Origin of the sequence: uncultured Arthrobacter sp., assembly GCF_947495145.1 — a bacterium.
Taxonomy (GTDB): Bacteria; Actinomycetota; Actinomycetes; order Actinomycetales; family Micrococcaceae; genus Arthrobacter_D.
This window is the reverse complement of sequence record NZ_CANLXP010000002.1, coordinates 11,249-33,118: the sequence shown is the minus strand read 5'-3', so window position 1 is coordinate 33,118 and position 21,870 is coordinate 11,249. Positions and strand designations below refer to the sequence as shown.

Genomic DNA, 21,870 nt, shown 5'->3' with positions numbered 1-21,870 from the left:
AAGTGAATGAGCCCCTTCACGGAATCTCCCATTCTTGAGCTGCTCCCCGCTGTGGACGTGGCCGACGGCCAGGCCGTCCGGCTGGTCCAGGGTGCCGCCGGCAGTGAGACCAGCTACGGCGACCCTCTCGATGCGGCTCTGCAATGGCAGAACGACGGCGCCCAGTGGGTCCATCTGGTGGATCTTGATGCGGCCTTCGGTCGCGGATCGAACCGCGGACTGCTTGCGCGCGTCGTCAGCGAGCTCAATATCAAGGTGGAGCTGTCCGGCGGGATCCGGGATGACGAGTCGCTCGATCAGGCTCTTGAGCTGGGTGCCGAACGAGTCAATCTGGGTACTGCTGCACTGGAAAACCCGGAATGGACCGCAAGCGCCATTGCCCGCTACGGCGACGCCATCGCCGTCGGCCTCGATGTCCGGGGAACCACGCTGGCTGCCCGCGGCTGGACCGAGGAGGGCGGCGACCTTTGGGAGGTACTCGCCCGCCTCGACGACGCGGGCTGCGCACGCTATGTCGTGACGGATGTGACCAAGGACGGCACCCTCCGGGGACCGAACCTGCAGCTCCTGCGCGACGTGCTTGAAAAGACGGAGCGTCCCGTGGTGGCGTCCGGCGGCATCTCCAGCCTCGAGGATCTTGCCGCGCTTCGGCAGCTGGTTCCGGATGGGCTGGAAGGAGCCATTGTCGGGAAGGCACTGTATGCGGGGGCCTTCACACTGCCGCAAGCGCTGGACGTCGCAGGACTCCCGGAACGCTAGGCATGACGGAGCGGAGGCTTCCGGCCCACATCGAGGCGGCGCTCACCGGAAATGTCGCTGACTCGGCCGGCCGGGCCTGGGAAGGCAGGGACCTATCCGGGGGCGGAAACCCGCTGCACGCTTTCGACAAAGACGACGGCGAGGTTCCGCCCGCGTACTCGGCTGCTGTTCGCGCTCTGGTGAGCGGGGCCGCTGACGAGACCGCGGTTGTGCGGGCGTTGGCTGAACTCCGTGTCTTCGTGCCCGTAGTCGCCCAGCTCGGCGGCGACCATGCTGCCAGCGCCGAGCATGCTGACGGCGCCGGACACACGCACCATGAAGGTGACAAGGAGGCCGATATGGCTCTCGTCACCATCACCGCTCCGGACGGGCGGAGAGCCCTGCCGGTCTTCACTTCCACGGCACAGCTTGAGCGTTGGCATTCCGAAGCCCGCCCTGTGGCGGTTTTCGCAGCCCGTGCAGCACTGGCAGCGGTAGCGGAGAATGCCGAGCTCATGGTGGTGGATCCAGGGGCGGAAGTGACCTTCGTGGTCCGCCGTCCCGCTCTCTGGGCGTTAGCTCAGCAGCGGGAATGGGCGCCGTCGTACGCTGATCCGGACCTGGCCCGCCTGGTCGGGGAGGTTCTCCCTCCCGGAGGGCGCATCCGCAGGGTTGAACTTGGTCCCGGAGGTGGCATCCCGAGCCGCACTGCTGGCGGTAAAGTTGTCGGAGGCGGCGGTGCCGGCCCGGAACTGCGCCTAACCCTCGTGCTTGAGGCAGGCCTTTCCCAGGAGGACGTCCGCTCCACGACGGCGGCGTTCCAGGACCGCCTCCAGAATCTGCAGGAGTTTGTCGAGCGGGTGGACTCGCTCGAAATCCGGCTCACGCGTTGAACTCACGCGGCTGAGCCCGCGTGAAAGATGAAGAACGTTGAACTTTGCCGTTTACCGGGAGCTGTTGAGAATTGTCCCGGTCCGCCGCCTGCTGTTTGTGGGCATGATTGCACGCTTCCCCCATTCGGCCGCAGGGGTGCTGCTGACGCTCCATGTGGTACAAACCCTTGACCGCGGCTATGCCGAAGCCGGCGCGGTTGCAGCGGTGATGACGATCGGCATCGCCGTCGGAGCACCGTGGCGTGGCCGGCGTGTGGATACAGCCGGCCTGCGGGTGGCGCTGATCCCGTCGGTGATTGCCGAGGCCGTCATCTGGTCGGTGGCCCCACACCTGTCCTACGAGTGGCTACTGCTCGCCGCTCTCATCGGCGGCCTTTTCACACTTCCGGTGTTCTCCGTTGTCCGGCAGTCCCTGGGCGTCCTCGTAAGTGGGAACTCTCGTCGAACCGCCTTCACCCTCGACGCTGTGGCGACAGAAGTGATCTTCATGGGTGGACCGGCGCTCGGCGCGGTGCTCGCAACGCAGGTTTCCTCGGTACTGGGGTTGACCGTCGTCGGACTCTCCACCGCCGTCGCCGGATTGTTCCTCATGTGGTTCAACCCGCCCACCCGAAGTGCCCAGCCCGGCGCCGTCGGCCGAACACCGACCGCAACGCAGGACGACGCCGCTGCCGTGAAAGTGCTGGTGGCTTCCGCGCCGGCCCACGTGAACGAAGCGTCTGCGGAGCTTGTACCGGGAGCGCGGCCGGCCAGATCCGTGAGGGCCCGCGCACGTGTTGCACACAGCATCGCGTGGCTCACGCTGCCGGTGGCAGTGGTGCTGATTGTGGCGGCAGGGGCAGGCCTCGTTCTTGCCGGCACCGACGTCGGCATCATCGCCGTACTCGAAGACAACAAGCGGGCGTTCGAACTGGGCTGGGTCTTCCTCGCCTGGTGCTCGGCATCTGTTGTCGGCGGACTCATTTACGGCGCGATGCACCGGCCGGTTTCGCCCCTGATGCTCCTGCTTCTGATGAGCGTGCTCACCATTCCGATGGGCTTCGCTGACAGCACTCTGATGCTCGCGCTGCTCTCGATCGCGCCGGGCCTGTTGTGCGCTCCGGTACTTTCTGCGGCGTCGGAACGGATTGCGCATCTGGTCAGCGAGGAACGCAGGGGCGAGGCCATGGGCTGGTACGGGTCGGCACTCACCTCGGGCGTGGCGCTGGGTGCGCCCCTGGCAGGCGTAATGATCGACTCCGTGGGGCCATGGGGCGGCTTCGTTGCAGTAGGGGCAGCTGCCGCCGCTCTCAGCCTGCTGGCCCTTGGCGCGCAGCAGGTACGACGGCGGCGCTCCGCCTGATCCCGGTAGAACCGTTCGCTGCCGGAAGGCTCAGTTCAGAGGCTCAGTTCACGGGACCGGTGAACTTCTCACCCGGCCCCTGGCCCGGCGCGTCAGGGATGAGCGACGCCTCGCGGAAGGCGAGCTGCAGGGAGCGCAACCCGTCCCGCAACGGGCCGGCATGCTGACTCCCGATCTCCGGTGCCGCAGCGGTAATGAACCCTGCAAGTGCGGTGATCAGCTTCCGCGCCTCATCGAGATCCTTGTAGGTTTCCGCATCTTCGCCCTCGGCCAGGCCGCATTTGACGGCGGCCGCACTCATCAGGTGAACGGCCGACGTTGTTATAACTTCTACGGCTGCGACTTCCGCGATGTCCCGAACGGGATTCTGGGCGTGGCCGGAAGCGGCCCGCGTCTCCTCGGGAGACTGAAAGGTATGGCGGGTGGCATCGGGATTACTGTCTGCTGTGCTCATGCTGGTAAGCTTGTCACAGACCGACTGGGGGTCGTTATTTTTTGTGACCGGGAACGGCATGAAAAGGATCACCAGTATGCAAGCGGAGTCCTCTCCCACCCGCGATTGCCGCCGTTGCCCCTGAGGCAATTACAGGCAGCCGGGTTCAGGTCGGTGCAAGGGCATTCCTCAGTAGATTGTCCGCCACGCACTGATGCCCGAGGCCTTCGATTGCGCATGCAATTGGAGGCCTTCTCTTTTTGCAGGCGGTCCAGGTTTTCGACGGACATCAGGAGCAGCACATTAGCGAGCCAAGAATCAATGATCGTATCCGCGTCCCAGAGGTGCGGTTGGTAGGCCCTGCAGGCGAACAGGTTGGAATCGTCCGCATTGAAGACGCCCTCCGACTCGCCGCTGAGTCCGACCTTGATCTTGTTGAGGTGGCACCTCAGGCGAAGCCTCCGGTAGCCAAGCTCATGGATTTTGGTAAGTACAAGTACGAAGCCGCGGTAAAGGCGCGCGAAGCGCGCAAGAACCAGACGAACACCGTGCTGAAGGAAATCCGTTTCCGGCTGAAGATCGATACCCATGACTACGAGACCAAGCGCGGCCACGCGATCCGTTTCCTCGGAGCCGGGGACAAGGTCAAGGCGATGATCCAGTTCCGTGGTCGCGAGCAGCAGCGTCCCGAAATGGGAATCCGGCTCCTCCAGCGTTTCGCCGAGGATGTAGCCGAGGTGGGCGTTGTTGAATCGACGCCGCGCATTGACGGTCGCAACATGGTGATGGTGATCGGGCCGGTGAAGAACAAGGCTGAGGCGAAGGCTGAAGCTCGCCGCGCTGCCCAGCGTGCCGAGGCGAAGGCATCAAATGAGTCGGCGAGAGACAAGGTTGACACCTCTGCCCAGGCGCCTATGACCCAGAGCATCGGGGACCTGCTTCCCGAGGAATTGCGGTCGGCGTCGGCTTCCGCTCCTGAGCCCACAGCACCTGCTGCTGATACTGAGAATGCAGCGACGGACGCAGCGGCGACGGAGTCAGCAGTGGCGGAGTCAGCAGTGGCAGCGCCGGTTGCTGATGCGCCGGAGGCAGCTGAGTCCAAGAGCCAGTCTTCGCACGTCACGTCCGAGGTAGCTGCGCCGAAGGAAACGGCTGCACCGAAGGCGGGGGAACCCAAGGAAACGGCTGCACCGAAGGCGGGGGAACCCAAGGCAGCGGCGCCGAAGGCAGCAGCACCGAAGGCGGCGGCTCCCAAGGCAGCAGCACCGAAGGCAGCAGCACCGAAGGCTGCTGCTCCCAAGGAGGCGGCAGCGCCGGCAGCGGCTCCCAAGCCTGCTGCGTCCGCTGCACCCAAGCCCGCAGCAGCGCCGAAACCGGCGGCAACGCCGAAGCCACGGCCCGCGGCAGCACCAAAGCCAACCGGCAAGGCGGCGCCCAAGGGCACGCCAAGCCGTCCGAAGCCGTCCGGCTCCAACTAGGAGCCGGCTGCCGTTAGGCAGCGAGGCAACACGTAAGCACCGCAGCCAGCTGCGGATACCGCAAGAGCCGCCGGCAAAGTGCCGGCGGAAACCAAAGGAGATCGGTTTCCATGCCGAAGATGAAGACACACAGTGGCGCCAAGAAGCGCTTCAAGCTGACCGGTAGCGGAAAGCTCAAGCGCCAGCAGGCCAACCGCCGTCACTACCTGGAGCACAAGCCCTCCACCCTGACGCGCCGTCTGGCCAGCGACCAGATTGTGTCCAAGGCTGACACCAAGGTCATCAAAAAGATGCTCGGCGTCTAACACAGCACCCCCTACCACTTCCGGACACCCTCGAAGATGCGGCTGCACAGCCGCTGGAGGGACAACGCGTCCGGACGATCTAACTAAGGAGTACGCACGTGGCACGTGTGAAGCGGGCGGTCAATGCCCACAAGAAGCGTCGAGTTATCCTTGAGCGCGCCAAAGGCTACCGCGGACAGCGTTCGCGCCTGTACCGCAAGGCAAAGGAGCAGCTGCTCCACTCGTTCGTTTACAGCTACGGCGATCGCCGCAAGCGCAAGGGCGACTTCCGTCGGCTTTGGATCCAGCGCATCAACGCTGCATCCCGCGCCAACGGCCTCACCTACAACCGCCTCATCCAGGGCCTGAAGGCCGCTGGCGTTGAGGTTGACCGCCGCATGCTGGCAGATCTCGCCGTGACTGACGCCAACGCGTTTGCTGCCCTCGTCCAGATCGCGAAGGACGCCCTGCCGTCCGACACGTCTGCGCCGGTGCAGGCATAGCCCACGCACCCGACCGGCCCACATGCCGGTTGAACAATTCATGAACGCATCCGAACGCCCCCAGGCACCGCTACTGACCAACCCCCGAGCCGATCGGGTCCGGGACGTAGCAAAGCTTGCGGGGCGTTCGGCGCGTCTGAAGCAGGAACGCTTCCTCGCCGAAGGCCCGCAAGCAGTGCGCGAAGCACTGCGACTTCATGATGAGCGAATCAATGCCGGGGCGGCCGGCGTCGTCGACGAGGTATACCTGACCGCTGAAACCCTCGAACGCTACCCTGAGTTTGGCGCGGTGGTTCCGCCGCGGATGGTGACAGCCGAGGTCCTGGCCGCGATGAGCTCAACCGTCACACCGCAGGGCGCCTTGGCGGTCTGCCGTTTCATTGACTCCCCGCTGGCCTCGGTACTTGAGCGACGCCCCAGCCTGATCGCCGTCCTCGCCGAGGTCCGGGATCCCGGTAACGCCGGCACTATCCTGCGTGCCGCCGACTCCGCCGGCGCTGATGTTGTGGTCTTCACGAGCGGAAGCGTGGACGTCTACAATCCGAAGACCGTGCGGTCGACGGTCGGTTCGCTTTTTCACCTGCCCGTGGTGGTCAATGCCGACATCCGGGATCTCCTTACAGAGCTTGCGGGCCGCTCCGTCACGGTACTGGCAGCTGACGGGTACGGCGACTGGAACCTCGACGAGCTCCAGGACGCGAGCGCCGCTCGCCGGCTCGCGCCGTCGTCGTCGGGCGCGAAGGATCAGGAGAGCCGCAAGCCCCTGCTGGAGGCACCCACCGCCTGGCTCTTCGGCAACGAGGCGCAGGGGTTGACGCAGGAAGTGCTGGATTCAGCAGACTACCGGGTGTCAGTTCCCATTTACGGCAGCGCCGAGAGCCTGAATGTCGGCACGGCAGCGACGGTGTGCCTGTACGCATCTGCGCGCGCCCAGCGCGGCTAGGAGGAGGGCCGCCTCCACCCGTCAGCGGGAAGGAACTGCTGCCGGCGCGGACTTCGCCGGAGCAGCGCGTCTGTCCATCCGACCGCTGAGCAGCGCCACGCCGAGGCCAAAGGCGGCAAGCACCGCGCCCACCAGAGCAGGCGCCGTGTATCCCCAACCCAGAGCGATGACCGCACCGCCGAGGAACGCGCCCAGTGCGTTTGCCGTGTTGAGCGCGGCATGGTTCATGGATGACGCAAGGGAGGGCGCGTCTGGGGAGACGTCCATCAGGCGCACCTGCAGTGAAGGGATCAGCGACGATCCGATTGCACCCACAAGGAAGACGAACAGCAGCGCCGTCGGGGCCCACTGGACCGCCAGGGTGAAAACCAACAGACACACCGAGATACTGCCCATGACCCAGTAGATGGTTCCCATCACCGAGATATCGGCAAGCCGGCCGCCCACCATGTTGCCGGCAATCATTCCCAGTCCGTAAAGCGCAACGACGATCGGCAGCAGGGCTTCGGAGACACCTGCAACCTCGGTCATGGTCGGCGCGATGTAGGTGTAGACCGCGAAGAACCCGCCGAAGCCGACTGTGCCGATGAGCAGGGTCATCCAGACCTGCCCGCGTTTCAGTGCGCCGAGTTCGCGGGTGATGCTCGCACCGTCGCGCACGTTCTGATGCGGTACGAAGCGGATGATCAGCAGCAGCGTGAGGATACCGATAAGCCCCACGAGGATGAACATGGTCCGCCAGCCGTATTGCTGCCCAAGCCAGGTAGCGAAAGGCACTCCGACGACGTTGGCCACGCTCAGGCCCATCATCACCATGGCTACGGCATGCGCCCGCCGGGTGGGTGCGGACAGCGACGCGGCAATGACAGCCGCAACGCCGAAGAACGCGCCATGCGGCAGACCCGAAATAAAGCGGGAAACCAACAGCCAGCCGTAATCATCAGCCACGTAGGAGGAAAGGTTTCCCGCTGTGAACAGTGCCATCAGTGCCAGTGCCACGCGCTTGTGTGGAAGTCGCGCACCGAGGGTGGAAAGCAGGGGAGCACCGACGACGACGCCGAGCGCGTAAGCGGAGATGACGTGCCCGCCGGCGGGGATATCAACGCCGAGGTCGGCCACCATATTGGGCAGCAGCCCCATGATGGCGAACTCGGTAGTGCCGATGCCGAAACCGCCCACGGCCAGCGCGGTGATGGCCAGGACAAGGTTGTGGGTTGGCCGTTCGGTGGGCATTGCAGACACGGGGCTCTTTTCGACGTCGGGACGGCGCCTGTCCGGCGCCGGGCTTCCTGGCCGCGCATCGTTGAGCAGGAATTTCCTTTGCTCTCCACTTTACGGGTCCGAGACCGGATCGATGCCAAAATGATCCCATTTCGAGCCCTGCGCTTTGATTCCAACAGCTCTAAACTTGGACCGGCACGAGGAGTGCGGAGCCATGGATGAGATTTCCCCCACATCACTGAATTCGTCCGGAACGTCTCGAGATTTATCCCGTAGACCGTACGACCGCGCCGGGTCGCCTGCACCGCCGTCCCTCGTCCGCCGGACCGCGATCACGTGCCTGCTGATGGTGAGCCTGATCCTGGGCATGCTGGGCACTAGTGTTCCTGCCGCTCATGCAGCACCCCTGTTCGGCCATGACGTTTCCTGGCCGCAATGCTCCACCGCGCAGGGCGGTTTCGGCCTTCCGCTGCCGCCGCCCGAATCCCAGTTCGTCATTATCGGGCTGACCCGCGGGCTTGCCTTCACCGAGAATCCTTGCCTCGCCGCGCAGGTCACCTGGGCACGCACCAACGCCAAACCGGCGCACGGCTATGCCATGGCCACGTACCCGACCGCCGCGCAGCTTGCCACCTATGGCGGACAGGGCCCCTGGTCGGCTGCAACGCAGGCCGGCCGCCTCTCGAATGTGGGGTATTCCGAGGCCCGGTTTGCTGTTCAAAGCCTGAACCGGACCGGGTTCCGGCCGCCGGTGGTATGGATTGACGTCGAGCCCCGTCCCGCGCAGCCCTGGCCGGCGGCAACTCTCACCCAGCGGTTGGACAACAGGTACATCATCGAGGGGCTCATGCGCGGGCTCCGTGACGCCGGCTTCGCCTACGGCTTCTACTCCTACACCGCCGGGTGGCAGGAGATCGTTGGCCCATGGCGGTTGACGGGCGTGCCCGTCTGGGCGACGGCAGGCAGACTTGATTATCCGACAGAGGCGCTCGACCGGTGCTTCCAGCCCAGCTTCTCAGCCGGACGCGTCTATATCTCCCAGTGGTATGACGATGTCCGCGACTATGACCGGACGTGCGAACCATACAACTTCACGCCGCTGCGCATTCCTGCCTCGACATTGACCGGCTCAACCGCTGAGTTCAACGGGGACTGGCGCAACGACATCCTGGCCCGCGTCGGCGCAACCGGCGCTCTCAGGCTGTACGCAGGGAACGGTGCCGGGCGTTTGAATTCCGGAATCCAGATCGGCAACGGCTGGGGTATCTTCAACGCCCTGGAAACAGTCGGCGACTTCAACGGCGATGGCCCTTCCGACGTCATCGGCCGGGAAACAGCGACCGGGGTGTTGTGGCTCTACCGCGGGAACGGCACCGGCGGCTGGCTGCCCCGCCTACGGGTTGGGCACGGCTGGAACGGTTTCAGCAGCATCGTCGCTCCCGGCGACTTCAACGGCGACCAGCGGGTGGATCTGCTGGCCCGCGAACGAGCGACCGGTGCATTGTGGCTGTACCCGGGGAACGGCTCAGGCGGGTGGCTTCCGCGGGTGCGGGTGGGAAGCGGCTGGAACTCCATGACCGCGATCGTGGCCCCGGGCGACCTCAACGGCGACCGGACAAGCGATCTTCTCGCCCGGGATGGTGCGGGCATCCTGTGGCTGTACCCGGGGAACGGCTCGGGCGGGTGGCTTCCACGCGTTCGTGTCGGACACGGCTGGAACTCCATGACCGCGATTATGGGCGTGGGCGACCTCAACGGTGACCGCATCGCCGACATAGCTGCGAGGGACGCAAGCGGTGCGCTCTGGTTGTATGCGGGCAACGGCCGGTCGGGCTGGCTCCCGCGCACGGCGCTCGGCTCCGGCTGGAACGGCATCAACGCGATCTTCTGACCGGCGCTTCATTGGGCCCTAAACTGGCTCAATGATCGATACCCCCCGCATCCATGTTGTGGGCGCCGCGATTGTGGACTCGCTCGCTGCGCCGTCCAGGTTGCTCGCGGCCCGCCGCAGTGCCCCCGAACAATTCGCCGGCCAGTGGGAGTTCCCCGGCGGGAAGGTCGAGCCTGACGAGGACGGCGTGGAGGCGCTGCAGCGCGAAGTGCGGGAAGAGTTGGGCGTAGACGTGCAGATAGGAGCCGAACTCGTTGGCCCCGGACCCGATGGCTGGCCGCTTAGCGACGCGGCTGTGATGCGGGTCTGGCTGACGGTCATCACCGCAGGCGTACCGGCGGCGCTTCAGGATCACGACGAGCTCCGCTGGGTTGATCTGAGGGACACCGGCGAACTGATGGACCTGCCGTGGATACCCGCCGACCGTCCGATCGTCGATGCTCTGCTTGACAGGGTGGTCCCGGTCGAGGACCTCGCGTAGCAACCCGCGGGCAGCGGGAGCGCCCAGCCGGTCTAGAAAAGCGTCGGCTCGACGGCCGGCTCCTGCTTTCCGGGAATGCCCGACGACGGGGCGGAGCCGCCCGCACCCGCTTCCTCACGGAAGAAGCGCGCGCCGGCAGGCAACCCATGACGACGCCGGTGCACCTGCACGCGTTTGGACAGCCATGTGCGGTACTCACCTGAGGCATAGCTGCCGCCGCGATACAGCCGCCGGTAACGCCCAACGAGTTCAGGGTGGGTCTTCGCCAGCCATTCCATGTACCACTCCCGCGCGCCCGGACGCAGGTGCAGCGCCCCGGCAGACACCCCTGTGGCTCCTGCGGCGGCCAGAGCGCCGAACAGGGCGTCCAGCGCCTCATCACTGTCGGTGAGCCAGGGCAGGATCGGCATTGCCATGACGCCGCAGGGCAGCCCGGCGTCCCGCAACCGGCTGATGAGGTCAAGGCGTGCGCGCGGCGTAGGCGTTCCCGGCTCAACCGCATGGGCAAGCTCAGGGTCGAGTACGGCCAGGGAGATGCCCATGCCCAGACTCACCTGGGTGCCGGCTTCCTTCAACAGCGGGATGTCCCGGCTGAGCAGTGTTCCCTTGGTCAGGATGGAGAAGGGCGTGCCGCTCTCAGCGAGGGCGCGGATAATGCCCGGCATCAACCGGTACCGCCCTTCAGCCCGCTGGTACGGGTCGGTGTTGGTTCCCATCGCCACGTGCTCCGGGGCCCAGGAGACTTTGGCTACCTCGCGCCGGAGTACCTCGCCGACGTTCGTCTTGACCACCACCTGGGAATCGAAGTCGAGTCCCGTATCCAGGTTGAGGTAGCTGTGGGTCTTCCGTGCGAAGCAGTACACGCACGCATGCGAACATCCGCGGTAGGGGTTGACGGTCCAGGAAAACGGCATGCCGGAGCTCTCCGGAACACGGTTGAGGGCCGATTTTGCCAGCACTTCGTGAAAGGTGATGCCGGCGAATTCGGGAGTTCGGACAGAACGAACCAGCCCGGCGAGCGGCACCAGGGGCTCCGGCGTTCCGGAGGCAACCGCCGTCGTCGTCATCTTTTGCGGATCCCATCGCATTCTTTTATTAGAACATATGTTCCTACTCAATGGTGCTGCACGCTCGCGCTAGTCTGGTGGAATGATTCTGCTCACCGGCTTCGAGCCTTTCGGCGGCGAAACCATCAATCCTTCGTGGCAGGCGGCGCAGCGGGCGGCGGCGATCCTGGCTGACGACGGCATCACAGCCGTTGCGGTTGAACTGCCGTGCGTTTTCGGTGCAAGTATCGAGGCGCTGGGCAATGCCTTCCGGATTCACCGGCCGCAGCTTGTGCTCTGTGTCGGCCAGGCCGGGGGACGGACCGAAATCTCCCTGGAGCGTGTTGCAATCAACGTTGATGATGCCCGCATCCCTGACAACGCAGGAAACCAGCCGGTGGATGAGCCTGTGCGCGCAGGCGGCCCGGCCGCGTACTTCAGCACTCTGGCGCTAAAGCGAAGCCTGCGAGCGCTGAGACACGAAAACCTGCCGGCCGCGGTGTCGCAGACCGCCGGAACGTACGTCTGTAATCACGTCTTCTATGGGCTCATGGATCTGCTGGCCGGCGATCAGGTGACCGCGCGGGGCGGCTTCATCCATGTGCCGTATTCGACGGAGCAGGCCGAAGCCCACGGCGCGCCCGGGCTATCGATTGACGAGATGGCGGCAGCCCTGGTGGTAATTGCGCGTACCAGCGCCGACGCCGGTGCGGATTTGCGGATCGCGGCCGGCGCAGAGCACTGACTCAGTGGAACTGGAAGCTGAAACCTAGTTCCTGCGCAGATTCCCCAGCCGGCGCTGCAGGGCCGGTCGTAAGGGCCGCAACAGGTATCCGCCCTCGCGCAGGCCGGCGGCGCGTTCGAAGACATTGCGCGACGCCGGATCACCCGTGAGGAGCCATGAGACGCCGGCAGCAACGAAGTAGGCGGGCAGGAACGGCAGGCCGAGGCACAACGCGTACTGCGTGCAGTGACGCGCCTCGTGCGCCACAAGGTGCGGGCGTGCCGCCACGTCCTCCGGTCCGGCGCGGAAGAGCACCACATTGCCTACAGTGAAAGCCGATGCTTTCGGTAACCCGGGGGAGTAGTGGTGAGCGAAGATAAGGCCGCGCGGAGCGGGGCGAAGCTCACAGCCGACCAGCTTCGCCGCGGCAACCCCGAGCAGCGTCGATCCGTTCAGCCAGTTGAGCACCGAGCGAAGGCGGTCGCGGCGGTCCATGAACGTAAGTCTATGGAAATATTGCAATTGATCCCTGCATGCGACTGGAGGCATTCGGGCCGCCCGCCCGTGGTCCTCTAGACTGGCAAGGCCGCCGGAACCGGTGATCGACTTCCGCTACGGCACCCATTGCGCTCACGACACCAAGGTAAAAGCACACTCATGTCTGAACCCACCAAGCCTGCGGGCGCCCCGGAGGCAAACCCGGCTGTGTCCACCAACGTTGCCGCCCCCAATCCCCTGGACGTTGGCGCGATCGCCGCCGCCGTCGACCGCGCCCTCGGTGACATCGCGGCCGCCGCTGACCTTGACCAGCTCAAGGCCGTGCGGCTCGCGCACACCGGCGAGAAGTCACCGATGAGCCTCGCGAACCGGCAGATCGGTTCGCTCGCCAAGGACCAGAAGGCTGCTGCGGGCAAGAACATCGGTCCCGCCCGTGGACGCATCAACCAGGCCCTCGCCGCCCGCGCCACTGAACTTGAGGCCGAGCGCGACGCCCGAATCCTCGTGGAGGAGGCCGTCGACGTGACGGCTGCTCCGCGCCGTCGTCGTGCAGGTGCCCGGCATCCGTTGTCCATCCTGCAGGAGCGGGTCAGCGACATCTTCGTGGGTATGGGTTGGGAGATTGCTGAGGGACCCGAGGTTGAATCTGAATGGTTCAACTTCGATGCGTTGAATTTCAAACCCGATCACCCCGCGCGTGAAATGCAGGACACTTTCTTCGTGGAACCGCCCGAGGCCCATCTGGTGATGCGCACCCACACCTCGCCGGTGCAGGTGCGCGCCATGCTCGAGCATGACGTCCCGATCTACGTGCTGTGTCCCGGTAAGGTGTTCCGCACCGATGAGCTGGACGCCACCCACACGCCCGTGTTCCACCAGTTCGAGGGCCTGGCCATCGACAAGGGTCTGAGCATGGCGGACCTGCGCGGCACCCTCGAACACTTTGCCCGGCTCATGTTCGGCGACGACGCCGGTATCCGGCTCCGACCCAACTACTTCCCCTTCACGGAACCCTCCGCGGAGCTGGATATCTGGCACCCCGGCGCGAAGGGGGGCCCGCAGTGGATCGAGTGGGGTGGCTGCGGCATGGTGCACCCCAATGTGCTCCGGGCTGCCGGCATCGACCCCGACGTGTACTCGGGATTCGCGTTCGGAATGGGCATCGAGCGCACCCTCATGTTCCGCAACGAGGTCGGCGACATGCGGGACATGATCGAGGGCGACGTACGTTTCAGCGAGCACTTCGGGATGGAGATCTAACCATGCGAATTCCACTGTCCTGGCTGCGTGAGTACGCGCAGGTTCCAGCCGAGGCAACCGCCGAAGATGTCATGGCCGAACTGGTCAAGGTCGGCCTGGAGGAAGAGGCCGTCCACCGTCCCACCGATACGCTTTCCGGGCCGATCGTCGTGGGCCAGGTGCTCTCGATTGAAAAAGAGCCCCAGACCAACGGCAAGACCATCAACTGGTGCCAGGTCCGCGTGGTGCCCGAAGGTGCTGAGCAGACCCTGACCGCGGACGGCATCGACCCGTCCGGCGTGCAGGGCATCGTCTGCGGCGCGCACAACTTCGTCGAGGGCGACAAGGTGGTGGTCACGCTGCCCGGAGCCGTCCTTCCCGGGAACTTCCGCATCGCCGCACGCAAGACCTACGGCCACGTATCCGCCGGCATGATCGCCTCCGTCCGCGAACTCGGTATCGGGGAAGATCACGACGGCATCCTTGTGCTGTCCACCCTCGGGCTGGACCCGGAGGTGGGAACGGATGCCATGGAGCTGTTGGGGCTTTACGACCAGGCGGCCGAAATCAATGTGACGCCAGACCGCAGCTACTGCTTCTCGATCCGCGGGATTGCTCGTGAGTACGCCCACGCCACCGGTTCCGCTTTCACCGACCCGGCTGCCGCCGTCGTCGTCGCCAAGGCCGACGGCGCAGGCTACCCGGTGCGGCTGGAAGACCAGGCTCCCATTTACGGGAATGCCGGCTGCGACCGCTTCGTCGCCCGCGTGGTGCGTGGCGTGGATGCCACCCGGCCGACGCCGCAGTGGATGGTTTCCCGGCTGCGCCTGGCGGGGATCCGCTCCATCTCGCTGCCGGTCGACATCTCGAACTACGTCATGCTCGAGCTCGGCCAGCCAACGCACTGTTACGACGTTGCAAGGCTCACGGGTGACATTGTGGTGCGCCGGGCAAACGCGGGCGAGACCATTGTTACCCTCGATGACCGCAAGCGTGAACTGCACGCCGAGGATTTGCTCATCACCGATGGGTCCGGCGCTGTCGGCATCGCCGGCGTGATGGGCGGCGCGGCCACCGAGGTCTCAGACACGACGACAGACGTCCTGGTTGAGTCCGCGCACTTCGACGCGGTGTCGATCGCACGCTCCCGCCGCCGCCACAAGCTGCCCTCGGAGGCGTCCAAGCGCTTCGAGCGGGGCGTTGACTGGCACGTGGCCGACGTCGCTGCGCAGCGTGTCGTCGACCTGCTCGTGAAGCTGGCGGGAGGCGTCGCCGACCCAGCAGCCACCGACGTCGGAGAAGCCCCTCAGCCGGTATTGATCGACCTGCCCGCCGGCTACGCCTCGGAGCGTATCGGCATCGATTTCGCGCCGGAACAGGTGGTCGGCGCACTCACCGACCTCGGTGCGGACGTCAATGAGTACGACGGCGGCTGGCGCGTTACCGCCCCAAGCTGGCGCCACGACCTGATCATCAAGGACGATCTTGCCGAGGAGATTGCGCGGCTGGTGGGCTACGACCAGATCCCGTCGCGGCTGCCGGTGGCTCCTCCGGGCCGCGGCCTCACGCGCGCACAGCAGCAGCGGCGGCGGGTTCTGGCTGCGCTCGCCGGCTCCGGTCTCACCGAGGTGCTGTCCTACCCCTTCGTGTCAACGGAGGCCAACGACACCTTCGGTGCTGCCGAGGGAACCGGGCCGGCCGTCAAGCTGGCCAACCCGCTGAGTGCGGAGTTCGGCTACCTGCGGCGCTCCATCCTTCCCGGCCTGATCGAGATCGCCAAGCGGAACTCCTCCCGCGGCTTCCGCGACCTTGCGCTCTTCGAGGCCGGGCTGGTGTTCCTGCCGCAGGACACTCTAGGCACGGCAACGATCCCGCCGCTCGGCGCCCTGCCCGACGACGCGACGCTCGAAGGCCTGTACAACGGACTGCCGCTGCAGCCGCTCACCATCGCAGCCGTGTTCCTGGGCAAGGACTCACCAGCCGCAGCCGGCCACACTCCACGCACCTGGGACTGGGCAGACGCCCTCGACACCGTCCGGCTGATGGCCGACGTCGTCGGTGTCGACCTCGTGGTCGAACAGGGCGAGCATCAGGCCTTCCACCCCGGCCGCACCGCCCGCGTCAGCCTGCGCAGCGGTGAAGTGCTCGGTTACGCGGGAGAACTGCACCCGAAGCTCGTCGCCGCCCAGGACCTTCCGCCGCGTACGGTCGCCCTGGAAATCAATGCGGACCTGTTGTTCGATGCCGCCCCGGACGTCATCGTGGCCAGGCATCTCTCGACTTTCCCGGCCACCACTCAGGACGTAGCCCTGATAGTGGATGCCAATCTGCCGGCAGATGAGGTGCTCGCCACGCTGCGCGAAGGTGCCGGTGTCCTGCTCGAGGAGGTGCACCTGTTCGACGTGTACTCGGCGCAGGGGATCGAGGAGGGCAAAAAGTCCCTCGCGTTTGGGCTGCGCTTCCGCGCCACCGACCGCACCCTCACCGCTGATGAAGCGAGCGCCGCCCGCGACCAGGCGGTCGACCTCGCAGCCGAGCGCCACGGAGCCGTCCAGCGCCGCTGAACCCCGCGTTGAGTTGTCAGGACACGCCCCTTAAGAAGAGCCAAAAGGGGTGTGTCCTGACAACTCAACGAGCACAGCGCGAGACCATTCCTCTCATTCGAAAAGCGCAATGCATAACTATGTGTTGTAGTGAATAGCTTTACTGTACGATGAACACCATGAAGATTTCCGTGGCGGTATCGGGAGCAAGCGGCTACGCCGGAGGCGAGGTTCTCCGCCTGCTCTCCAGTCATCCGGACGTGACGATCGGGGCGATCGCCGCACACAGCAGCGCCGGCAGCCGGCTGGGAGAGGTCCAACCGCACCTGCACTCGCTCGCTGACCGCATCATCGAGGAAACCAGTACTGAAAACCTCAGCGGGCACGACGTCGTTTTCCTCGCCCTGCCGCACGGTGCCAGTGCGGAGGTCGCCGCCCAACTGCCGCCGGAAGTCCTCGTCATCGACGCCGGTGCAGACCACCGGCTTGAAGACGCCGAGATCTGGCAGCGCTTCTACGGATCCACACATGCCGGCACCTGGCCTTATGGGCTTCCGGAACTTCCCGGTGCCCGCGAAGCGCTGCGCGGTGCCCGCCGAATTGCTGTTCCCGGTTGCTATCCGACCAGCGCCCTCCTCGCGCTGACACCGGGGTTCACCGCCGGACTGCTGCAGCCCGACGACGTCGTCATCGTCTCCGCGTCCGGTGCTTCCGGCGCGGGAAAGGCGCAAAAACAACACCTCCTCGGCTCCGAAATGATGGGCGGCATGAGCCCGTACGGAGTCGGCGGAGGCCACCGGCACACCCCCGAAATTGAGCAGGGCCTGGGCCGGGCTGCCGGGACGCCGGTCACGGTGTCCTTCACACCCACTCTCGCTCCCATGTCCCGGGGAATCCTCACGACGGCAACAGCACGCGTCGCCGCCGGCACCACCGCAGGGCAGCTGCGTGAGGCCTGGGAAGCCGCGTACGACGACGAACCGTTCGTCACGCTGCTACCCACCGGTCAGTGGCCGGCCACGAAGTCGGTCCTCGGGTCGAACATGGCGCAGCTCCAGCTTGCCTTCGACGAGCACGCCGGCCGCATGATCGTCAGCTGCGCTATCGACAACCTCACCAAGGGCACTGCCGGTGGCGCGGTGCAGTCAATGAACATTGCCCTCGGTCTGCCGGAGACCACGGGCCTCACCGGATCAGGAGTTGCGCCGTGAGCGTCACCGAACCCCAGGGCTTCCGCGCAGCAGGTGTGGCAGCGGGACTGAAGTCGACGGGCGCGCGTGATGTCGCCGTCGTCGTCAATGATGGACCGCACCACAACGCTGCAGCAGTGTTCACCTCCAACCGGGTGGCAGCCGCGCCGGTTCACTGGTCGCGCCAGGTGGTGTCCGACGGACGCGTCGACGCCGTTGTCCTCAACTCCGGGGGAGCTAACGCCTGTACCGGCCCGGAGGGCTTCCAGAACACGCACCGCACGGCAGAATTAGCGGCGGAGGCGCTCGGAGTCTCGGCCACCGACGTGTTCGTCTGCTCCACCGGCCTCATCGGCGAGCAGCTGCCCATGGACAAACTGCTGCCCGGGGTCAGCGAGGCAGTGGGCCGTCTCTCGGACGGCGGCGGCCGGGCGGCTGCCGAAGCGATCATGACTACCGACTCCGTGTCCAAAACGGCGTCCTATCCGGCCACCCAGGACGAGCCCAGCGAGGGCTACTCCATCGGCGGCATGGCAAAGGGTGCGGGCATGCTGGCACCGGGCCTGGCAACCATGCTGGTTGTCCTCACCACTGACGCCGTCCTGGACGCTGCGGTCCTCGACACCACGCTGCGGGCGGCAACCCGGGTCACCTTCGACCGGGCGGATTCGGACGGCTGCATGTCCACCAATGACACCGTGGTGCTGCTCGCCTCCGGAGCAAGCGGCGTCCGGCCGGATCCTGCCCAGTTCACCGAGGCCCTCACCGCGGTCTGCTCCTCGCTGGCGCATCAGCTCATCGAGGATGCCGAAGGCGCCAGCCATACCATCGCCATCCGCACCATCAACGCTGCCACCGAGGAAGACGCCGAGACCGTCGGACGCTCTGTGGCCCGCTCGAACCTGTTCAAGGCGGCTATCTTCGGCAACGACCCGAACTGGGGCCGCGTCCTGGCGGCGGTGGGAACCACCGACGCGGCCTTCGAACCGGATCGCCTCGATGTCGCCATGAACGGCGTGCAGATCTGCCGCGACGGCGGCATCGGCGAACCGCGGGAACAAGTCGACCTCAGCGGTCGCCTCGTCACCGTCGAAATAAACCTCAACGCAGGCTCCGAGACAGCGACCATCTGGACCAACGACCTCACTCACGACTACGTGCACGAGAACTCGGCCTACTCGAGCTGACGCCCGAGACACCTGAAGCAGAAGACACGTGAAGCTGAAGACACCGGGTCCGAAGGAGAACATGAACACTCTGAACGCCGCACAGGACAAGGCTGCAACGCTGATCGAGGCGCTGCCCTGGATCCAGCGGTTCGCCGGCACCACCATGGTCATCAAGTACGGCGGCAACGCCATGGTCAACGATGAGCTGCGGCGCGCCTTCGCTGAGGACATCGTGTTCCTTCACCACGCCGGGGTACGCCCGGTCGTGGTGCACGGCGGCGGACCGCAGATCAACGGCATGCTGGACCGGCTCGGCATTACCTCCGAGTTCAAGGGTGGATTACGCGTCACCACCCCGGAAGCCATGGACGTTGTCCGCATGGTGCTGACGGGACAGGTGAGCCGGGAACTGGTCGGCCTGATCAACTCCCACGGACCGTACGCAGTGGGCCTATCCGGTGAAGACGGCGGCCTGCTCCGGGCCATCCGCACCGGCACCGTGGTGAACGGCGAGGAAATCGACCTCGGGCTCGTCGGCGAAGTAGTGGGAGTGAACCCCGCCGCAATCCTGGACATCCTTGAAGCCGGCCGCATCCCGGTCATCTCCACCGTGGCACCGGAGATCGACAGCACCGGCAGCGGAACAGGACAGGTCCTCAACGTCAATGCCGACACCGCCGCCGCAGCGCTCGCCGAAGCACTCGGCGCGTCGAAGCTCGTCATTCTGACGGACGTGGAGGGCCTCTACTCGAACTGGCCCGACCGATCCAGCCTCATCTCCTCGCTCACCGCGGCGGACCTGCGGAACCTCCTGCCGGATTTGGAGTCGGGCATGATTCCCAAAATGGCAGCCTGCCTCAAAGCCGTCGACGGGGGAGTGGAGCGCGCCCACATCGTCGACGGACGGCTGGCCCACTCGATGCTGCTCGAGATTTTCACGGCGGCCGGCATAGGCACCCAGGTAGTGCCGGATGAGGATGTGATCCTATGAGCGCCGGAGAAGCATCAATAGAAAACGCTGCCGCGTCAGAGCTCGTCGACCAGGCCATGGGGAAGGATTGGCTCCAGCGCTACTCGAACGCACTGCTCGGGGTGTTCGGCACCCCGCAGCGCGTTCTGGTGCGCGGAGCCGGCTGCCAGGTCTGGGACGCCGACGGAAAGCAGTACCTCGATCTGCTGGGCGGAATCGCGGTCAACGCGCTCGGGCACGCGCACCCCTTCGTCACGTCGGTGATCTCCTCACAACTGACCACGCTCGGTCACGTCTCGAACTTCTTCACCAGCCCCACGCAGATTGCACTTGCCGAAAAGCTCCTGTCCATCGCCGGCGCCGGCGAGGGATCGAAGGTATTTTTCGCCAATTCCGGCACGGAGGCAGTCGAGGCGGCATTCAAGCTCGCCCGCCGCAACAGCATGCCATCCCCGGATGGCAAACCGCGCACCCGCATCCTCGCCCTCGAGGGCGGCTTCCACGGCCGCACCATGGGGGCATTGGCCCTGACATCGAAGCAGGCCTACCGCGAACCGTTCGAGCCGCTGCCCGGCGGCGTCGAGCATCTGCCGTTCGATGACATCGACGCATTGGAAGCAGCGCTCGATGACTCGGTTGCGGCCGTCGTGCTTGAACCGATCCAGGGTGAGGCAGGCGTACGCCCGCTCAGCACCAGCTACCTGCAAAAGGCGCGTGAACTGACCACCCAAGCAGGCGCGCTGCTGATCCTCGACGAAGTGCAGACCGGCGTGGGCCGTACCGGGCGCTGGTTCGCCCACCAGGCCAGCGGCATCACGCCCGATGCCATGACCCTCGCCAAGGGCCTCGGCGGAGGCTTCCCCATCGGCGCGCTGGTGACCTTCGGGAGCAAGGTATCCGCGCTGCTCACCCCCGGCCAGCACGGCACCACCTTCGGGGGCAACCCGGTCGCAACGGCCGCTGCGCTTGCCACCCTGCACGCGCTCGAAGCCGGTGCTGTACTGCAGAACGCCGACGACGTCGGTCGTTTCCTCCGCAGCAGTCTCGCCGGCATGCGGAGGGTCGCGGAAGTCCGTGGGGAAGGCCTGCTGATCGGCTTCGACCTTGACGGCGGCTACGCAGCCGATGCCGTCAGGGAGGCGCTGGAGCAGGGTTTCATCATCAACGCGCCCACACCCCGCACCCTCCGGCTGGCGCCGCCGCTGATCCTGACACGTTTGGAGGCGCAGAGCCTTCTCGACGCACTGCCGGGGATCCTCGACGCGGCCCAACGCACCAACGAAGCCCAATCAACGGGAGATCCCGCATGACCCGCCATTTCCTTCTCGACACGGACCTCAGCCAGGCCGAACAGAACGAGGTCCTCGATCTTGCGCTTGAGCTGAAGACAGCGCCGTACTCCTCCTCGACTTACGCAGGGGAGGGCGCCGGACGCAAGACCGTGGCGGTGATTTTCGACAAGACCTCCACACGGACCCGCGTGTCCTTCGCCACCGGCATCGCCGACCTTGGCGGGGTGCCGCTCATCATTGGTGCCGGTGAGTCGCAGCTCGGCCACAAGGAGTCCATCTCGGACACGGCAAAGGTCCTCGAACGGATGGTCTCCACCATCGTTTGGCGCACCTACGCCCAGGCGGGGCTGGAGGAGATGGCGGCGTCGTCGTCGGTGCCTGTCATCAACGCGCTCTCGGACGACTACCACCCCTGCCAGCTGCTTGCCGATCTGCTGACCATCCGGGAACACAAGGGCACGCTCGCCGGCCTTACGCTCTCCTACTTCGGTGATGCAGCGAACAACATGGCCAACTCGTACCTCCTCGCAGGAGTTACCGCCGGCATGCACGTGCGCATTGCAGGTCCGGACGGCTACCTTCCGGAACAACGCATCGTCGACGCCGCGAACTTGCGTGCCGCTGAAACCGGCGGCTCCGTCCTCATCACCACAGATGCCTCAGAGGCAGCAGCCGGCGCCGATGTGCTTGCTACGGACACCTGGGTGTCCATGGGCCAGGAGATTGAGGACGACGCTGCGAAGACCGCGCGCTTCGAGCTGTTCCGTCCGTACGCCGTCGATGAGGCGCTGCTGGCACAGGCGGCGGGTGACGCCGTCGTCCTCCATTGCCTGCCCGCCTACCGCGGGTATGAGATTTCCGCCGGTGTGATCGACGGGCCTCAGTCCGTCGTGTGGGACGAAGCGGAAAACCGGTTGCACGCGCAGAAGGCGCTGATGGTGTGGCTCATGGAGCGCTCGTGACGGCGGCACCTTCCGCAGGTCAGTCCGCAG

The 21,870-nt window shown here is 65.8% G+C and carries 21 protein-coding genes; 17 read left to right on the top strand and 4 right to left on the bottom strand.

Annotated features, from left to right (window positions below; genetic code table 11):
- Positions 1 to 6 precede the first annotated feature (6 nt).
- From priA to Q0877_RS01590, 3 genes are read left to right on the top strand one after another with little or no spacing between them, the layout of a single operon-like run.
- A complete protein-coding gene (gene priA, locus Q0877_RS01600) occupies positions 7 to 759 on the top strand; it encodes a bifunctional 1-(5-phosphoribosyl)-5-((5-phosphoribosylamino)methylideneamino)imidazole-4-carboxamide isomerase/phosphoribosylanthranilate isomerase PriA (protein ID WP_299165298.1) in 753 nt (250 codons plus the stop codon).
- A 2-nt stretch (positions 760 to 761) separates the two neighbouring features.
- Entirely contained in the window at positions 762 to 1,631 is an 870-nt protein-coding gene (locus tag Q0877_RS01595; protein ID WP_299165297.1) for an SseB family protein, read from the top strand.
- A 37-nt stretch (positions 1,632 to 1,668) separates the two neighbouring features.
- Positions 1,669 to 2,973, top strand: coding sequence for an MFS transporter (locus tag Q0877_RS01590; RefSeq protein ID WP_299165296.1), 1,305 nt, complete (start codon positions 1,669 to 1,671; stop codon positions 2,971 to 2,973).
- A gap of 43 nt (positions 2,974 to 3,016) precedes the next feature.
- On the opposite strand, the gene Q0877_RS01585 is transcribed toward Q0877_RS01590, so the two are convergent.
- The gene (locus tag Q0877_RS01585; protein ID WP_299165295.1) at positions 3,017 to 3,427 is read right to left on the bottom strand and encodes a DUF1844 domain-containing protein; all 411 of its coding nucleotides are present in this window, start codon (positions 3,425 to 3,427) and stop codon (positions 3,017 to 3,019) included.
- Between the two features lie 239 nt (positions 3,428 to 3,666).
- Here Q0877_RS01585 and infC point away from each other — a divergent pair, with 239 nt between their 5' ends.
- The 4 genes from infC (at position 3,667) to Q0877_RS01565 (ending at position 6,614) form a co-directional block, all read left to right on the top strand.
- Positions 3,667 to 4,884 (top strand): translation initiation factor IF-3, encoded by a 1,218-nt coding sequence (infC, locus tag Q0877_RS01580; RefSeq protein WP_299165294.1) that lies wholly within the window; start codon positions 3,667 to 3,669, stop codon positions 4,882 to 4,884.
- Positions 4,885 to 4,994: 110 nt separating this feature from the next.
- A complete protein-coding gene (rpmI, locus tag Q0877_RS01575) occupies positions 4,995 to 5,189 on the top strand; it encodes a 50S ribosomal protein L35 (protein WP_026545492.1) in 195 nt (64 codons plus the stop codon).
- Between the two features lie 98 nt (positions 5,190 to 5,287).
- Positions 5,288 to 5,671, top strand: coding sequence for a 50S ribosomal protein L20 (rplT, locus tag Q0877_RS01570; RefSeq protein ID WP_299165291.1), 384 nt, complete (start codon positions 5,288 to 5,290; stop codon positions 5,669 to 5,671).
- Positions 5,672 to 5,711: 40 nt separating this feature from the next.
- Entirely contained in the window at positions 5,712 to 6,614 is a 903-nt protein-coding gene (locus tag Q0877_RS01565; protein WP_299165290.1) for an RNA methyltransferase, read from the top strand.
- A 21-nt stretch (positions 6,615 to 6,635) separates the two neighbouring features.
- On the opposite strand, the gene Q0877_RS01560 is transcribed toward Q0877_RS01565, so the two are convergent.
- Positions 6,636 to 7,847 (bottom strand): MFS transporter, encoded by a 1,212-nt coding sequence (locus Q0877_RS01560; RefSeq protein ID WP_299165564.1) that lies wholly within the window; start codon positions 7,845 to 7,847, stop codon positions 6,636 to 6,638.
- Between the two features lie 202 nt (positions 7,848 to 8,049).
- Between Q0877_RS01560 and Q0877_RS01555 the strand changes: the two genes are divergently transcribed.
- The gene (locus tag Q0877_RS01555) at positions 8,050 to 9,726 is read left to right on the top strand and encodes an FG-GAP-like repeat-containing protein (RefSeq protein ID WP_299165289.1); all 1,677 of its coding nucleotides are present in this window, start codon (positions 8,050 to 8,052) and stop codon (positions 9,724 to 9,726) included.
- 31 nt (positions 9,727 to 9,757) lie between these two features.
- Positions 9,758 to 10,207, top strand: coding sequence for a (deoxy)nucleoside triphosphate pyrophosphohydrolase (locus Q0877_RS01550; protein WP_299165288.1), 450 nt, complete (start codon positions 9,758 to 9,760; stop codon positions 10,205 to 10,207).
- Between the two features lie 32 nt (positions 10,208 to 10,239).
- Here Q0877_RS01550 and Q0877_RS01545 read toward each other — a convergent pair whose 3' ends face one another.
- On the bottom strand, positions 10,240 to 11,295 hold the full coding sequence (locus tag Q0877_RS01545; protein WP_299165287.1) for an Rv2578c family radical SAM protein: 1,056 nt from the start codon (positions 11,293 to 11,295) through the stop codon (positions 10,240 to 10,242).
- A gap of 61 nt (positions 11,296 to 11,356) precedes the next feature.
- On the opposite strand from Q0877_RS01545, the gene pcp reads away from it, so the two are divergent.
- Positions 11,357 to 11,998: a pyroglutamyl-peptidase I gene (gene pcp / locus Q0877_RS01540; protein ID WP_299165286.1), complete on the top strand. Its 642-nt coding sequence runs from the start codon at positions 11,357 to 11,359 to the stop codon at positions 11,996 to 11,998.
- A 24-nt stretch (positions 11,999 to 12,022) separates the two neighbouring features.
- On the opposite strand, the gene Q0877_RS01535 is transcribed toward pcp, so the two are convergent.
- Positions 12,023 to 12,472, bottom strand: coding sequence for a DUF4157 domain-containing protein (locus Q0877_RS01535; RefSeq protein WP_299165285.1), 450 nt, complete (start codon positions 12,470 to 12,472; stop codon positions 12,023 to 12,025).
- Positions 12,473 to 12,634: 162 nt separating this feature from the next.
- On the opposite strand from Q0877_RS01535, the gene pheS reads away from it, so the two are divergent.
- The 7 genes from pheS to argF all read left to right on the top strand — a co-directional run bounded on the left by pheS (position 12,635) and on the right by argF (position 21,840).
- Positions 12,635 to 13,735: a phenylalanine--tRNA ligase subunit alpha gene (gene pheS, locus Q0877_RS01530; RefSeq protein ID WP_299165284.1), complete on the top strand. Its 1,101-nt coding sequence runs from the start codon at positions 12,635 to 12,637 to the stop codon at positions 13,733 to 13,735.
- A 2-nt stretch (positions 13,736 to 13,737) separates the two neighbouring features.
- Positions 13,738 to 16,278: a phenylalanine--tRNA ligase subunit beta gene (pheT, locus tag Q0877_RS01525; protein ID WP_299165283.1), complete on the top strand. Its 2,541-nt coding sequence runs from the start codon at positions 13,738 to 13,740 to the stop codon at positions 16,276 to 16,278.
- A 158-nt stretch (positions 16,279 to 16,436) separates the two neighbouring features.
- Entirely contained in the window at positions 16,437 to 17,468 is a 1,032-nt protein-coding gene (gene argC / locus Q0877_RS01520; RefSeq protein ID WP_299165282.1) for an N-acetyl-gamma-glutamyl-phosphate reductase, read from the top strand.
- Entirely contained in the window at positions 17,465 to 18,634 is a 1,170-nt protein-coding gene (gene argJ, locus Q0877_RS01515; RefSeq protein ID WP_299165280.1) for a bifunctional glutamate N-acetyltransferase/amino-acid acetyltransferase ArgJ, read from the top strand. The genes argC and argJ overlap by 4 nt, the downstream gene beginning before the upstream one ends.
- Before the next feature lie 61 nt (positions 18,635 to 18,695).
- Positions 18,696 to 19,607: an acetylglutamate kinase gene (gene argB / locus Q0877_RS01510; RefSeq protein ID WP_299165279.1), complete on the top strand. Its 912-nt coding sequence runs from the start codon at positions 18,696 to 18,698 to the stop codon at positions 19,605 to 19,607.
- Positions 19,604 to 20,896 carry an acetylornithine transaminase gene (locus Q0877_RS01505; protein ID WP_299165278.1) on the top strand — a complete coding sequence of 431 codons (1,293 nt, stop codon included), beginning with the start codon at positions 19,604 to 19,606 and terminating at the stop codon, positions 20,894 to 20,896. Before argB ends, Q0877_RS01505 begins: the two co-directional genes overlap by 4 nt.
- Positions 20,893 to 21,840, top strand: coding sequence for an ornithine carbamoyltransferase (gene argF / locus Q0877_RS01500; protein WP_299165277.1), 948 nt, complete (start codon positions 20,893 to 20,895; stop codon positions 21,838 to 21,840). The genes Q0877_RS01505 and argF overlap by 4 nt, the downstream gene beginning before the upstream one ends.
- The last annotated feature ends 30 nt before the right edge of the window (positions 21,841 to 21,870 follow it).

Bases quoted from the DNA above. Each gene is read 5' to 3' on its own strand.
- priA (WP_299165298.1), top strand. From the start codon at position 7: ATGAGCCCCTTCACGGAATCTCCCATTCTTGAGCTGCTCCCCGCTGTG.
- Q0877_RS01595 (WP_299165297.1), top strand. From the start codon at position 762: ATGACGGAGCGGAGGCTTCCGGCCCACATCGAGGCGGCGCTCACCGGA.
- Q0877_RS01585 (WP_299165295.1), bottom strand. From the start codon at position 3,427: ATGAGCACAGCAGACAGTAATCCCGATGCCACCCGCCATACCTTTCAG.
- rpmI (WP_026545492.1), top strand. From the start codon at position 4,995: ATGCCGAAGATGAAGACACACAGTGGCGCCAAGAAGCGCTTCAAGCTG.
- Q0877_RS01565 (WP_299165290.1), top strand. From the start codon at position 5,712: ATGAACGCATCCGAACGCCCCCAGGCACCGCTACTGACCAACCCCCGA.
- Q0877_RS01560 (WP_299165564.1), bottom strand. From the start codon at position 7,847: ATGCCCACCGAACGGCCAACCCACAACCTTGTCCTGGCCATCACCGCG.
- Q0877_RS01555 (WP_299165289.1), top strand. From the start codon at position 8,050: ATGGATGAGATTTCCCCCACATCACTGAATTCGTCCGGAACGTCTCGA.
- Q0877_RS01550 (WP_299165288.1), top strand. From the start codon at position 9,758: ATGATCGATACCCCCCGCATCCATGTTGTGGGCGCCGCGATTGTGGAC.
- Q0877_RS01545 (WP_299165287.1), bottom strand. From the start codon at position 11,295: ATGCGATGGGATCCGCAAAAGATGACGACGACGGCGGTTGCCTCCGGA.
- pcp (WP_299165286.1), top strand. From the start codon at position 11,357: ATGATTCTGCTCACCGGCTTCGAGCCTTTCGGCGGCGAAACCATCAAT.
- Q0877_RS01535 (WP_299165285.1), bottom strand. From the start codon at position 12,472: ATGGACCGCCGCGACCGCCTTCGCTCGGTGCTCAACTGGCTGAACGGA.
- pheS (WP_299165284.1), top strand. From the start codon at position 12,635: ATGTCTGAACCCACCAAGCCTGCGGGCGCCCCGGAGGCAAACCCGGCT.
- pheT (WP_299165283.1), top strand. From the start codon at position 13,738: ATGCGAATTCCACTGTCCTGGCTGCGTGAGTACGCGCAGGTTCCAGCC.
- argC (WP_299165282.1), top strand. From the start codon at position 16,437: ATGAAGATTTCCGTGGCGGTATCGGGAGCAAGCGGCTACGCCGGAGGC.
- argB (WP_299165279.1), top strand. From the start codon at position 18,696: ATGAACACTCTGAACGCCGCACAGGACAAGGCTGCAACGCTGATCGAG.
- Q0877_RS01505 (WP_299165278.1), top strand. From the start codon at position 19,604: ATGAGCGCCGGAGAAGCATCAATAGAAAACGCTGCCGCGTCAGAGCTC.
- argF (WP_299165277.1), top strand. From the start codon at position 20,893: ATGACCCGCCATTTCCTTCTCGACACGGACCTCAGCCAGGCCGAACAG.